Below are 13,658 nucleotides of genomic sequence, written 5' to 3' on the forward strand. Positions count from 1 at the left end.
CTTTCGTTTCAGTCCGGTTGCTCAAGCTCGTTGACGACGGTCAGGTTCTCTCCGTCCAGGATCAGCACCTCGCCCGCCTCCGTGTCGAGGACGGCCACGAATTCGTCGCGGGGGTGCGGGCCCACCGGTCCGGGCAGCAGGGCGTCGCCGTCGCGCAGGACTTCGCCCGTTCCGGTGTCCCACACCGTCCCGAGCAGGTCGGTGACGTCGTACGGGTCCTCGACACCGGCGTACAGCCGTTCGCCGTCGGAGGAGAACGCGAGGGAGAATCCGGTATAGGAGTCGTCCTCGCCGATGCGGCCCAGGTCCCGCAGGGTGGTGCCCGTGCCAAGGTCCACCAGGCGGACCCGGTCGGTGTCCTCCAGCAGCGCCATCACCGACGGGTCGGTCGGATGCGGGGCGAAACCCAGGTTCCCGGGCCCCTCGAAGTAGTGGACCCAGTCCCCGGTGTCCGCGTCCCACACGGCGACCCCCAGCACTCGCTCGGAGTCGTCGCTGACGGTGCCGACGAGCGTTTCCCCATCGGCGGTGAACTCCAGGTCGAACACGTAGGTGAACGTGTCCGGCCCCAGCAGGGGGATGGTGAGGGCGCGTTCGCCCGCCAGGATGTCCCACACGTGGATGACGTGCTCGATGTCGTCCCGGTCCGGTTCGTTGGCGACGACCGCCACGCGGGCCCCGTCGGGGGACAGCGCGGGGTTGCGGGGGTTGGTGCGCTGCTCCTCGTACACCAGGACGGTCTCCTGGGTCAGCGTCCCGCCGGTGTCCCGGAGGAGTTCGATCCTGTCCTGGTGGGCGGTCCCCACTCCGTCCGCGTGGACCACCGCCATCGTGCCGTCGGCGTTGACGTCGGTCTCGGACGGCGAGGGGTCGAGGAAGGCCGTGATCTCACCCGCCCGCCAGTCCCACACGGAGAAATAGGACGCCCCGGTGGCGTATATCCGTTCCCCGTCGGGGGAGAAGGTCACACCGTCGGCGGACGACAGGCTCCGCTGGTACTCCTCCGGGGCGAAGGCGGGGTCGGCGGTCTCCTCCCCGTCCGGTTCTCCTGCGGCCGAGCCGTCACCGGGGCCGTTCGCCGTGTCGTCGGCACCGGCCGCCGCGACGTCCGTGCCTTCGGTGGACTCCCCGCCGCCGGACAGCGCGGTGAGCGCGTACCCGCCCCCGGCCACCAGGACCAGAGCGGCGGCCGCGGCCCCCGCGATCAGCGCGTGCCGCCGCCACCGGGCCCGGCCCGTGCGGGTGCGCTCCCCGGCCTGCCGCTCCCGCAGCCGGTGAACGTCGTCGCTCACCTCGTCGGGCAGCCAGGCGTGCGCGGTCCGCGGCATGGGCACGTCGGCCAACGCGTCCAGGACCGCGGCCGTGTTCGGGCGGTGCTCGGGGCTCTTGGCCAGGCAGCGTGCCAGCAGGTCGCGCAGCGGCCCCTCCGGGACCGCCGACAGGTTCGGGGAGTCCGACAGGACGCGCCGCAGGGTCTCCTTGGGCGGAGCGGGCCCGAACGGCGGTTCCCCGGAGGCGGCGAACAGCACCGTCCCGGCCAGCGAGAACACGTCGCTCGCCGGGGACACGTCACGACCCCTGATCTGCTCGGGTGAGGTGTAGGCGGGGGTGCCGAAAGCCTGCCCCGTGCGGGTCAGCACCGTGCCCTCCACCGCCCGCGCCAGCCCGAAGTCGATCACCTGCGGGCCGCGCGGGGACAGCAGCACGTTGCCGGGTTTGAGGTCGCGGTGCATCAGCCCGGCCCCGTGCACCGCCTCCAGAGCCCGGGCCAGCCCGGACACCAGCACGGGCAGGGACTCGGGCGGCAGCGGCCCGTGCTCGCGCACCGCCTCCTTGAGTGTCGGGGCGGGCACGTACTCGGTGGCCATCCACGGCACCTCGGCGCCGGTGTCGTCGTCGACCACCGCCGGGGTGAAGGGCCCGCGGACCCGGCGTGCGGCGCGGACCTCGCGGGCGAACCGGGCCCGGAACTCGGGGTCGTGGGCCAGGTCGTCCTTGACGAGCTTGACGGCGGCCAGATCACCGCCCGGAGTGCGGGCCAGGTAGACCTCGCCCATGCCGCCGGCGCCCAGGCGGGCCAGCAGCCGGTGGGGCCCGACGGCGCGGGGGTCGTCAGGGGTGAGGGGGTGCACGGGGAGGGGGTCCTCACGGTGTCGCGGTTCCGGTGGCGCCGAACCCGGTTCAGGGAGCGGGGCAGGGACAAGTTACCGCCTGGAGCACCCTGTGCACAGGACCGTGTCCACATGCGGACTCCGCACGGTTCCGCCCCACACCCCCGTCCCGTCCCCGGGCGCGCGGGGCGGCCGGAACCCCGCTGCTCGCCCGGGGGGGACGAGGGCTGGGAGACCCGGGCCGGGCGGGAGCCGGCCCGGGCGGCTCACGCGCCCACGGCGGCGCCCCTGGCGGCCGGGGTCCGGAACACCTGGTGCGGCTGGAAGACGCAGATGTTCGTCTCACCCTGCACGTTGGCGTCGGTGATCTCGACGAAGTAGGCGTAGGCGGTGTCCGCGTCCAGACCGGCGCCGACCCGCACCTCGCCCCGGTTGAGTCCGGCGTCGGGCATGCCCCGCATGCGCTGGATGAAGATGTTGTCCCACCAGGTGAGGTTCTGGGTGTCGAACTCCCTGGCGGAGGACCCCTGGGCCAGCCGGTGGATGTAGTAGGCGTCCGGGCCCCCGCTCCGGTCGAGGGTCTGCCAGGAGCAGTGCAGCCCGCCCACCTCGGGCACGTCGGCGAGCTCCTCCCCGCCGGAGGGGGTGAAGGAGGCCAGCAGCGCGTCCCGCCGCGAGGTGTAGTGCTCGACCAGGCGCCGGGACGCCCCGGCGTCCTGGCGGCGCGACCGGGTCTGCACGCCGCCGTCGGTGCCGCGTACCTCGATCGTGTACTCGCCCTCGGCGAGGAAACCCGTGGGCAGGTTGACCATGTACCAGTAGTAGTCCAGCGTCCGGTCGTAGATGTGGCCGTCGGTGTTGGCCGGAGTGAAGCGCTGGTTGGTGAACTCCACCTCGTACCCGCCCGGGCCGCGTGCGGTGATCGACTCCACGAGTTCGGGGGTCGGCACGCCGGGGGTGGGGTGGAAGGAGACCAGGAACTTGTGCTGCTCCTTGGGCAGCGGCGTTCCGTCGAAGTCCCAGTAGACGTCGCAGGCCATGATGTCGTAGACGCGCAGTGGGGGGTGACTCACGTTCGGTCCCTTTCGCAGTGTGGTCGTGCCGTCCCCGAAGTGTGCGTCCGCGGCGGCCGGTCGCGCATCGGTCAAACCTCGGTTCTCGGCTCCGCCAGCGTTCGCACTCCCCCTCGGACGCGCGCTCCCGAACGGCGGTCGGCCCTCCGGGAGCGCGCGGGGCCGGTCCGGTTCCCTAGCCGAGGTTCTTGCTGTCGGTGTCCCACTCGGTGGAGCACAGGCCGCAGTCCTCGCCGACGAACTCCTGGCGGGCCTGCTGGTCGCCCTTGAGCTGCCACTCCAGCCAGGCGACGCCGACACGGCCGTACTCCCCGCCGTTGGGCTCGGCGAAGGTGCCGTAGTGACCGACATCGAGGTGGCCGATGAAGGCGGGCAGCCCCTCGGGCAGGCGGTCGTAGTCATCGAGGGCGTTCTCGTGGGCGATGTCGCCGGGACCGCCGGTGAAGTAGGCGACGGGGGCGTGCAGGTCCTCCAGCAGGTCGTTGTCGCGGTCGGTCAGCAGGCCGCTGTTCCACAGCACGGTGGTGTCCACGCGCGGGTCGTCGGCGACCTCGTAGGTCTCCAGGCCGCCGCAGGACTGGCCCATGACGGCGATGCTGTCGGTGTCGATGTGTCCCCGGTACTCGCTGAACAGGCGGTCGTTCTCCTCGATCGCCCAGTCGACGGCCTCGGTGAGCATCTCGGGGTCGGTGCTGCCGAAGCCGCCGGGGCGGCCGTTGGCGATGACCAGGAAGCCGTGCGAGGCGAACTCGGTGAGGATGTTCTCGAACCACGTCCCGTCGGCCCGGCAGGCGCCGTTGCCCCAGGCCACGATCGGCAGCCGCTCGCCCTCGGGCAGGTCCACGGGCCGGTAGACGGTGTGGTCGCGCAGGCGCGGGGTGGTGACGTACTCGGCGTCGTAGGGCCCCGTCCCGCCCAGGACACGCACGGGGTCGGCGGCGGCCGCCCCGGGGGCGAGGGCGGCGACCGTCGCCAGACCGAGGAGGACGGACGCCGTTCGGCGTGCCAGTGATGATCCCATCTCATGCTCCTTGGGGTGCGGAAAAAAGCGGGGGTTCCTCTTCCAGCGCGCTGGAAACCGAATATCGAACGCCGCACAGGGACTGTCAACACACCCTCGCGCACAACCCGTGGTTCCACCGATACACCCGCCGGGCCTGCGTCTTCTCCGCTCGGTGACGATGTGCGCACCTGACCGGGAAAGGAGGGGCCGAAGAAAAGGGAAAACGCTCCCGCGGAAAACGCGGCTGTTTCTCCGGACCCGCACGGAACACCGACGGGAGCTTCGCGCTCCCGTAACTCGTCACAGGAGATGAGCCCTTGACCGCCGAGCCCGCGGCCCAGAAGGCTCCACACCGTGATCACCTCCGATATCGGCGACATCGCGCGACCGTCGGCTCATGGCGTCGGCACCGATTGTTCTCGGCTCAGCGTCTGGGCAGGGCGAAGGCGAAGAGGGCGAAGGCGATCGCGAACGCGGCCTGGACGATCATGCAGATCGCGAGTGCCGTCATGTAGGCCTGCCCGAGTGGGGCGGTGGAGCCAGCCATCGCCGTACCCAGAACCCCTCCAGCGACCGCGACTCCGAGCCCCATGGCGGCCTGCTGCGTGGTCTGGATGACCCCGGAGGCCGCTCCTGCCGAGGAGGGCGCAACGTCGGCGATCATCGCTCCGACCAGTGGCCCGAACATGAGCGCCTGACCGACCCCGACGCCGACCAGCAGAGCACCCAGCGTCCACCCGCTCATGCCCGGGCCCTGTATGAGCACCGATGCCGCGGTCGCCACCAGCATCGCCGCCTGAACGAACCCGCCGATCGTCAGCAGACGACGGAATCCGAAACGGGGTGCCAGCTTTCCCGACCAGATCGACACGGCGAAGAAGCACAGCGCGAACGGCAGCAGCACGAAGGCCGCGCTCATCGGGGACCAGCCCAGACCCGTCTGTGTGGAGAGCGCGTAGAGGAACGTGAACGCACCGAAGGCCGACTGGAGCCAGAGGGCCATGATGAGGCCGAGTCGGTACGACCTCAGACGCAGGAGCGGAGGAGGAACGAGCGGGACCAGGTCGCGGCGGTGCAGTCGGAGCTGCCGCGTCCAGAACGCCGCGAACGCCACCGGACTGGCCGCCAGCAGTGCCCAGCACCACCCGGGCCAACCGAGCGCACCGCCCTGGGACAACGGGATCATCAGCGCGAGCAGCGATGCCCCCAGCAACACGGTACCGATCAGGTCCAGCGAACGATCGCCCGGCGCGTCGGTGCTGGGCATCCAACGCAGAGCGGCGAGGAACGCGACGGCGCCCATGAGGACACTCATCGCGAAGACCGTGCGCCAGGGGGAGCCGAGCAGTGGGACCGACAGCAGGACGCCGCCGAGGACCTGACCCACCGCCGTCGCGCCGCCCGCGGTCGCCCCGAACAACGCCACCGCCCGGGCACGCTCGCGTCCATGCGTGGAGGCCGTGATCGTCGCGAGCACCTGAGGCACCATCGCCGCCGCCGACACGCCGGTGAGCGCGCGGGCGACGATCAGCACGGTAATGGTCGGCGCAAACGTTGCCATCAGCGAGAACGCGGTGAATCCGGCCATGCCGAACAGGAAGAGCCGCCGCCTGCCGTACAGGTCGCCCAGACGTCCACCGACGACCATCGGCGCGGCGAAGCCCAGGGAGTAGACCGACACCACCAACGACTGCTCGGAAGCTGAGGCCTGCAACGAGGTTCCGATACTCGGTACGGCGATGCCCGCCGCTGCGAAGCTCATCACCGACAGCAACAGGGCGGACAGCGCGCTCAGGAGTCCGACCATGCCCAGCGTCGCGGGCGGCGCCCCTTCCATAGCCACTGATCGGTCCAGCGTGGTGGCACTGCGGGACTCGCGGTAACCCTCGGTCCGCGCAGAGGACGTCTCGCTCCGGGGTTTCGATTCACCGCCTGACCGTGATGACACCGGCCGACGAGGCCACCTCACAGCGGCTCCTCCAGCTGTCAGAATTGAACATCGGTGCCCCTACGCGTGGATGACGGCCGCGACCGCAGGTGACTTCAGCGGACTGCCCAGAACGTCCGCCAGTAGGTTCTCCGTCCGGGTACGCCCTCGCACAAGGGGCCTCGGCTCCCTTCGCCACCGCGGGTCAAAACCCCTGCGTCACACCAGCAGCGTTCTCGCCCGGCCCGCGTCCAGCACCCACCGGCGGCCGCTCACAGCTCGATGACGGTCTTGACGTGGTCGCCGCCGGGCTCGAACGCCTCGTGCGCGCGCTCCAGCGGCAGCCGCCGGGTGATCACCCGCTCCAGCCAGGAGTGGTCGGCCCGCGCCAGCGCCTTGGCGGCCATCTCGTAGTGCCGCAGGTTGGCGTTGACCGACCCGAAGAGCACGTCGTTCTCCAGGACCAACCGACGGTTGATCGCCCCGGCGTCGACGTCGATCGTGCGCCCGCCCGACGAGATACCGGTGAGGCAGACGATCCCGTAGGCCGCGTTGTGGGTCATCGCGTCGAGGATGACGCTGGAGGCGCCGGTGGCCTCGATGACCACGTCCGGCTCACCCGCGGCCGCCACCTCGGCGACGCCGCCGGTGTGGTAGGTCGCCCCGAGGGCGGCCACCAGTTCGGGCTTGACCCCGTGCTCCACCCGGTCCAGCACGTGCACGTCCAGGCCGCGCTGGACACCGATCATGGCGGCGAGCAGGCCGATCGGCCCCGCACCGGTGACGAGCAGGCGGCGCGGCTCGAACCAGGCGCGTCCGCCGATCCGGTCGATCTGGTCCCACGCCTTGGCCACGACCGTGGTCGGCTCCATCAGCACGCCGACGCGCTCCAGCGACGGGTCGAGCCGAACCGCGTAGTCGGCCTCCACCGTCCACTGCTGGGAACCGTAGCCGTGGATCTGCTTGATGCCGCGCTCGGTGAACCTGCCGTTGCGGCACATGTCGAACTCGCCGTGCGCACAGGCCCCGCACGGCACGGGGTCGGGCCTGCGCACCACCCCCACCACCAGGTCGCCCGCGGAGAAGCCGCTGTCGTCCGGGGCCTCGCGCACCCGGCCCAGCGACTCGTGCCCCAGGATCAGGCGCTCGTGACCGGGCGGCGCCTCGCCGTACTCACCACCCGCGATCTCGCGGTCGGTGCCGCAGATGCCCAGCGCGATGCCGTCGACGAGCAGCTCCCCCGCACCCGGCACGGGCGCCTCCACCTCGCCGACCCGCACCGAACCGGCCTGCGACGGCACCACTGTCAGAGCACGCATGGCTCTCCCCCCTCACCTGACGCACGTGTTGGCCCCGGACACCGGTTCCCGGGCGCCCCGGCAGCGGTGGCCGGGGGTCGGGAACGGCCCCCGGCGCTCGCCCCGTTCCTGGGGATTGTGCCAAGCGGCTACCCAGACGCCGCGCCCGACACACGAGGCGGGACGCGAACGGGCCAGGGTACGAACAGGCCGAGACCACCCCCGCACCGACCCCTGTGGTGTACTGGCCGACTGGACAGGACACGACCGGAAGGGGCGCGAGGTGCTGCTGGGTTCGGGCGCGGGCGAAGGGACCGCGGTGAGCGTCGGCGGGGCGGAACTGGACCGCGAGGAACTGTGGTCGGCCGCGGCCGCCGTGGCCGAACGGGTGGCGGGCGCCGACTCCGTCGCCGTGCACGGCGAGGCCTCGCTGTCCACGGTCGTCGCGGTGGTCGGCGGCCTGCTGGCCGGGGTGCCCGTGGTCCCGGTCCCGGCGGACTCGGGGACCGCCGAGCGCCGCCACATCGTGCGCGACTCCGGCGCCTCGCTGTGGCTGGGCGCCCCGCGGGAGGGCGTCGACCTCCCGGTCGTCCCCGTGGACCCGGCCGAGCGCTCCTCGTTCACACTGCCCGAACCGCCGCCCGACTCCACCGCGCTGGTCATGTACACCTCCGGGACCACCGGACCGCCCAAGGGCGCCGTCATCCCACGCCGGGCCGTGGCCGCCGACCTGGACGCGCTCGCCGACGCCTGGGACTGGACACCCGACGACGTGCTGGTGCACGGCCTGCCGCTGTTCCACGTGCACGGCCTGATCCTGGGCGTCCTGGGGGCCCTGCGCGTGGGCAGCCCGCTGCTGCACACCGTCCGCCCCACCCCCGCCGCCTACGCCGCCGCGGCCCGTGGGGATCGACGCGGCACCCTGTTCTTCGGCGTGCCGACCGTGTGGTCGCGGATCGCCCGCGACCCCGACAGCGCACGCGCCCTGTCCGGGGCGCGGCTGCTGGTCTCGGGCAGCGCCCCGTTGCCCGACACGGTGGCCGACGGCCTGCGGAAGGCGTGCGGCCACAGCCCCGTGGAGCGGTACGGGATGACCGAGACGCTGATCACCGTGGCGGCGCGCGCCGACGCGCCGCGGCGCACCGGTTGGGTCGGGGCGGCCCTGCCCGGCCTGGAGACGCGGCTGCGCGGCGAGCACGGCGAGCCCGTCGCCTCCGACGGCGAGAGCGTCGGTGAACTCCAGGTCCGCGGCGCCACCCTGTTCGGGGGCTACCTCGGGCTGCCGGAGGCCACGGCCGCGGCGTGGACCGGGGACGGCTGGTTCCGCACCGGCGACGCGGCGGTCCGCGACGGGGACGGCTGGCACCGGATCGTGGGCCGGATGTCGGTGGACATGATCAAGACCGGCGGTTACCGGGTCGGCGCGGGCGAGGTCGAGGCGGTGCTGCTCGGCCATCCCGGGGTGGCGGAGGCCGCCGTGGTGGGCGAGGCCGACGACGACCTCGGCCAGCGGATCGTCGCCTACCTGGTCGGTGAGGGCATCTCCCCCGAGGCCGTCATCGACTTCGTGGCCGAGCGCCTGTCGGTGCACAAGCGCCCGCGCGAGGTGCGCGTGGTGGACACGCTGCCGCGCAACGCGATGGGCAAGATCCAGAAGAAGCTGCTGGGGAACGCGCCCGCCTGAGCGCCACGGCGGGCTGTGGGAGGGTCGCGAGTCGGTTCGGGGTGTCTCACCTCCCGTTGACGTACGTCACAATGCGCTACTTTTACGACGTAGATTCCAAAAGGGACATTCTGTGAGCGATCGGTGGACGCCCTGGCGCTGACCGCGGCCTACGGACTGCCGCCCCAGACGTGCGCGACAGCGCGCGGGGGACGGAGCAGGGTTAGGCACCCCTTTGTTGGAATCATTCCAGAAAAGTGGTTCAATGGGCGCATGCACCAGACGGAGACCGAGGCCCTCCTCCGGGGGGCTTCGCTACGCGTGACCCGGCCACGAGTGGCGGTCCTGGAGGCGGTCGGGGCTCATCCGCACGCCGACGCCAGCACCGTGCTCCAGGCGGTCCGCGGCCAGCTCGGTGCGGTGTCCACACAAGCGGTGTACGACGTGCTCAAGGCTCTGACGGACGTCGGACTCGTCAGGCGGATCGAACCGGAGGGGTCGCCCGCGCGCTACGAGCGCAGGGTGGGCGACAACCACCACCACGTGGTCTGCCGCGGCTGCGGCACGATCGCGGACGTGGACTGCGCCACCGGAGCCGCGCCCTGCATGACGGGTTCGCAGGACCACGGTTTCGCCATAGACGAGGTCGAGGTCACCTACTGGGGCGTCTGCCCCGACTGCCAGAAGGCCTGACACACGCCCGGTGCCCTGACCGCGGCACCGAAAGATCCCACCTTAGGACCGAGGAATTCATGTCTCAGGACAACACGAAGCCGCTGACCACGGCCAACGGCGCCCCGGTAGCCGACAACCAGAACAGCCTGACCGCCGGACCGCGCGGCCCGATGCTGCTTCAGGACCTGTGGTTCCTGGAGAAGCTCGCGCACTTCGACCGCGAGGTCATCCCCGAGCGCCGAATGCACGCCAAGGGCTCCGGCGCCTTCGGTACCTTCACGGTCACCCAGGACATCACCCGGTACAGCAAGGCCGCGATCTTCTCCGAGATCGGCAAGCAGACCGAGATGTTCGCCCGCTTCTCCACCGTCGCCGGTGAGCGCGGCGCCGCCGACGCCGAGCGCGACATCCGCGGCTTCGCCCTGCGCTTCTACACGGAGGAGGGCAACTGGGACGTCGTCGGCAACAACACCCCGGTCTTCTTCTTCCGCGACCCGCTGAAGTTCCCCGACCTCAACCGCGCCGTCAAGCGCGACCCGCGCACCAACATGCGCTCGGCCGAGAACAACTGGGACTTCTGGACCAACCTCCCCGAGGCCCTGCACCAGGTCACCATCGTGATGTCGGACCGCGGCATCCCCGACGGCTACCGCCACATGCACGGCTTCGGCTCGCACACCTTCTCGTTCATCAACGAGGCGGGCGAGCGCTTCTGGGCCAAGTTCCACTTCCGGACCCAGCAGGGCATCAAGAACCTCACGGACCAGGAGGCCGCCCAGGTCGTGGCCGGGGACCGCGAGTCCGCGCAGCGCGACCTGTTCGACGCCATCGAGCGCGGCGAGAACCCCAAGTGGACCTTCTACGTCCAGATCATGCCCGAGGCCGAGGCGGCGGACTACCACTTCCACCCCTTCGACCTGACCAAGGTCTGGTCCAAGAAGGACTACCCGCTGATCGAGGTCGGCGAGTTCGAGCTCAACCGCAACCCGGAGAACTACTTCGCGGACGTGGAGCAGGCCGCCTTCACCCCGGCCAACCTCGTCCCGGGCATCAGCTTCTCGCCCGACCGCATGCTCCAGGGCCGCCTGTTCTCCTACGGTGACGCCGCCCGCTACCGCCTGGGCGTCAACCACCACCAGATCCCGGTGAACTACCCGCGCGGCGCCAAGGTGGTCAACACCTACCACCGCGACGGCACGATGCGCGTGGACGGCAACCAGGGCGGCGTGCCCGGCATCGAGCCCAACTCCTACGGCCGCTGGCAGGAGCAGCCCGCCTACGCCGAGCCGTCGCAGGCCATCGGCTCGACCGCCGACCGGTTCGACTACCGCGAGGACGACGCCAACTACTTCGAGCAGCCGGGCAACCTGTTCCGCCTGATGAACGCGGACGAGCAGCAGCGCCTGTTCGAGAACACCGCGCGCGCGATCGACGGCGCCTCCCAGGCCACCATCGAGCGCCACATCGGCAACTGCACCAAGGCCGACCCGGCCTACGGCGAGGGCGTGCGCAAGGCCATCGAGGCCCTCCAGTCGGGCAAGGTCTCCGCGACCGACCCCAACTCGGACGCCGTCTGAGCAACGCCTGAAGCCCCGAACAGGGCGTGAGGACCCGAACCGGATCCCATCCACCGAGCCGACGCGGCCCCGACCGCGTCGGCTCGGCCTGTTGTGGGACCCGGGCCTGCGGGTCCTCAGGCGGCGTCGAGCGCCGTCGGGCCCGGGGACCGCGCGACGGCGCGGCCCCCGGGGCGGGATCAGGGCAGCAGGTGGGTGCGGCCGAACATCTCGGCCGCGGCGCGGGCGCTCGGCGTGCCCGCGTCGAGGTCGGCGCCCGCGGCGACGAGCACCGCCACGATCCCCTCCTCCCCCTTGAACAGCGCCCCGGCCACGGGAGTCTGGTCCCGTTCGTTGCGCAGGTCCACGTCGGCGCCGCGGTCGACGAGGGCGCGGACCACGGCCTCCTGGCCGTGGTAGGCGGCGAGCATCACCAGGGTGTTGCCCTGCTCGTCGCGGGTGTCCACGGGAAGGCCGTGGTCGAGGAACTCCAGCAGCTCCTCCGTGCGCCCCTCCCGGGCGAGGTCCATGGCCAGGGCGATGACCCGGCCCGTCTGCTCTGCGGAGAGTTCGTTCATGGGTTCCATGCTAGACATCCCCACCTGGCCGAACGCGCACACGCGGCCCCGGCGGGAACGGGGCGCGACCGGTCCGGGACCGTGTCGAGGCCGTGCCGGAGACGGGTCCGGGCCGCGCGGGGACGGCTGAGGACACGAATCGTCGCTCGGAAACCCCTGTGACGCAAGGGTTTCGTGGTTGCGGTGGTACCTACCGGGCCAGGACAATTGCAGCGCGACGCCCACTTCCCCGAAAGGACACCATGACCACCACTCCTCCCATCGACACGTCGGTCCCCCACTCCGCACGCGTGTGGAACTACTGGCTGGAGGGCAAGGACAACTACCCCGTCGACCGGGAGCTGGGCCAGCGGATCGCGCAGGCCTTCCCCGAGATCGTGGAGGTCGCCCGCGCCGACCGGCAGTTCCTCGTCCGGTCGGTCACGCACCTGGTGGAGGAGGAGGGCATCCGCCAGTTCCTGGACATCGGCACCGGCCTGCCCACCGCCAACAACACCCACGAGGCCGCCCAGGCCGCCGCACCCGAGTGCAAGGTCGTCTACGTCGACAACGACCCCCTGGTGCTGACCCACGCCCGCGCCCTGCTCACCAGCAGCCCCGAGGGATCGACCGAGTACGTCGACGCCGACCTGACCGACCCCGGCCCCCTCCTGGAGCAGGCCCGCCAGTACCTGGACTTCTCCCAGCCGATCGGGCTGACGTTCATGGGCACCCTGGGCCACTTCCCCGCGGACGAGAGCACCTACGCCCTGGCCCGCGCCTACGTGGACGCGCTGCCCTCGGGCAGCTTCCTGGCCCTGTGCGACAGCACGAGCACGAGCCCGCAGATCATCGAGGCGTCCAAGGCGTGGAACGAGGGCGCGAGCCAGCCCATCCACCTGCGCACCGTCGAGGAGGTCGAGCGCTTCTTCGACGGTCTGGAACTGTTGGAGCCCGGTGTGGTCTCCGCGTCCCTGTGGCGCCCGCTGCCCACCGACCTGGGCGCGCCCAAGGAGGTCGCCCAGTACGGCGGCGTGGCGCGCAAGCCCTAGCCGGAAGCGTGCAGGCAGGGTCGCCTGGCCGCCGGAACCCGAACCGGGGATCCGGGGTCCGGGCGGTCCCGCGCCCTGCGGGCGGCCTCCGGGCGGCCTCCCCCGGAAAGAACTTCGATCTCCCCCGATCAGGCCTGTGGACAACCCGATCCGGCCGCGTCGGCGCGCGCATACTCAAGGCATGCTCTCCTCACACGCCCACGCCCTGCTGTCCGCCCTCCTCGACGACCTGCCCGGCACGAAGCACCTCCTGACCCTGCACACCCGACGCGTACTGGTCACCTCCGTCGAACGCCGGGAGGAGGGCTTCGAGGTCGAACACCCGGCGGTGGTGGAGCGGTTGTGCGCCGCCGTCACCAGCGGCGGCCTCGCGGCGGTGGTGCTGCGCAGCCCCACCGACCGGATCTCCCACACGCTTCCCGACGGGGTCGCCGTCCCCGTCACGCTGGTGCGCGGCTGGACGGTCACCGACCGGACCCTGGTGCCCCTCGACGAGGCGCGGATGTTCGACGCCCACTGCACCGACTCCGCGTCGGGCGAGCCCGTCCCACCCGAACGGGGCGTGGTGTACACGGACGCGCCCGCGGTCGACCTCACCCTCTTCCACGGCACGTGAGGGTTCCCGGCGCCGCGCGGTGCGAAGCCGGGAACCCTCACGTGCCGTCCTGGGTGGGGGGGGGGGGGGGGGGGGGGGGGGGGGGGGGGGGGGGGGGGGGGGGGGGGGGGGGGGGGGGGGGGGGGGG

11 protein-coding genes are annotated in these 13,658 nt (G+C 71.7%); 5 read left to right on the forward strand and 6 right to left on the reverse strand.

Annotated elements, in window-relative coordinates; translation table 11 throughout:
• Positions 1–8: 8 nt before the first annotated feature.
• The 5 genes from ACSIH6_RS13550 to ACSIH6_RS13570 form a co-directional block, all read right to left on the reverse strand.
• A complete protein-coding gene (locus ACSIH6_RS13550; RefSeq protein WP_435108623.1) occupies positions 9–2,132 on the reverse strand; it encodes a protein kinase domain-containing protein in 2,124 nt (707 codons plus the stop codon).
• Positions 2,133–2,377: 245 nt separating this feature from the next.
• Positions 2,378–3,184: a hypothetical protein gene (locus ACSIH6_RS13555; protein WP_435108624.1), complete on the reverse strand. Its 807-nt coding sequence runs from the start codon at positions 3,182–3,184 to the stop codon at positions 2,378–2,380.
• Positions 3,185–3,359: 175 nt separating this feature from the next.
• On the reverse strand, positions 3,360–4,205 hold the full coding sequence (locus tag ACSIH6_RS13560; protein WP_435108625.1) for a poly(ethylene terephthalate) hydrolase family protein: 846 nt from the start codon (positions 4,203–4,205) through the stop codon (positions 3,360–3,362).
• A gap of 406 nt (positions 4,206–4,611) precedes the next feature.
• Positions 4,612–6,024: an MFS transporter gene (locus ACSIH6_RS13565; protein WP_435108635.1), complete on the reverse strand. Its 1,413-nt coding sequence runs from the start codon at positions 6,022–6,024 to the stop codon at positions 4,612–4,614.
• A gap of 362 nt (positions 6,025–6,386) precedes the next feature.
• Positions 6,387–7,433 (reverse strand): glucose 1-dehydrogenase, encoded by a 1,047-nt coding sequence (locus tag ACSIH6_RS13570; protein ID WP_435108626.1) that lies wholly within the window; start codon positions 7,431–7,433, stop codon positions 6,387–6,389.
• A gap of 262 nt (positions 7,434–7,695) precedes the next feature.
• Between ACSIH6_RS13570 and ACSIH6_RS13575 the strand changes: the two genes are divergently transcribed.
• The 3 genes from ACSIH6_RS13575 to ACSIH6_RS13585 all read left to right on the forward strand — a co-directional run bounded on the left by ACSIH6_RS13575 (position 7,696) and on the right by ACSIH6_RS13585 (position 11,327).
• On the forward strand, positions 7,696–9,096 hold the full coding sequence (locus tag ACSIH6_RS13575; RefSeq protein ID WP_435108627.1) for an acyl-CoA synthetase: 1,401 nt from the start codon (positions 7,696–7,698) through the stop codon (positions 9,094–9,096).
• Positions 9,097–9,348: 252 nt separating this feature from the next.
• On the forward strand, positions 9,349–9,768 hold the full coding sequence (locus ACSIH6_RS13580; protein WP_435108628.1) for a Fur family transcriptional regulator: 420 nt from the start codon (positions 9,349–9,351) through the stop codon (positions 9,766–9,768).
• 59 nt (positions 9,769–9,827) lie between these two features.
• The gene (locus ACSIH6_RS13585) at positions 9,828–11,327 is read left to right on the forward strand and encodes a catalase (protein WP_435108629.1); all 1,500 of its coding nucleotides are present in this window, start codon (positions 9,828–9,830) and stop codon (positions 11,325–11,327) included.
• Positions 11,328–11,506: 179 nt separating this feature from the next.
• Here ACSIH6_RS13585 and ACSIH6_RS13590 read toward each other — a convergent pair whose 3' ends face one another.
• Positions 11,507–11,884: an ankyrin repeat domain-containing protein gene (locus tag ACSIH6_RS13590; RefSeq protein WP_435108630.1), complete on the reverse strand. Its 378-nt coding sequence runs from the start codon at positions 11,882–11,884 to the stop codon at positions 11,507–11,509.
• A 242-nt stretch (positions 11,885–12,126) separates the two neighbouring features.
• Here ACSIH6_RS13590 and ACSIH6_RS13595 point away from each other — a divergent pair, with 242 nt between their 5' ends.
• Together ACSIH6_RS13595 and ACSIH6_RS13600 are read left to right on the forward strand one after the other, a co-directional pair.
• Positions 12,127–12,915, forward strand: coding sequence for an SAM-dependent methyltransferase (locus ACSIH6_RS13595; protein ID WP_435108631.1), 789 nt, complete (start codon positions 12,127–12,129; stop codon positions 12,913–12,915).
• A 181-nt stretch (positions 12,916–13,096) separates the two neighbouring features.
• Complete coding sequence (locus ACSIH6_RS13600) at positions 13,097–13,531, forward strand: hypothetical protein (RefSeq protein WP_435108632.1); 435 nt, start codon at positions 13,097–13,099, stop codon at positions 13,529–13,531.
• Positions 13,532–13,658: the final 127 nt, after the last annotated feature.

The sequence above is a fragment of the Nocardiopsis synnemataformans genome, assembly GCF_965343085.1.
In the GTDB taxonomy this organism is placed as follows: domain Bacteria; phylum Actinomycetota; class Actinomycetes; order Streptosporangiales; family Streptosporangiaceae; genus Nocardiopsis; species Nocardiopsis alborubida.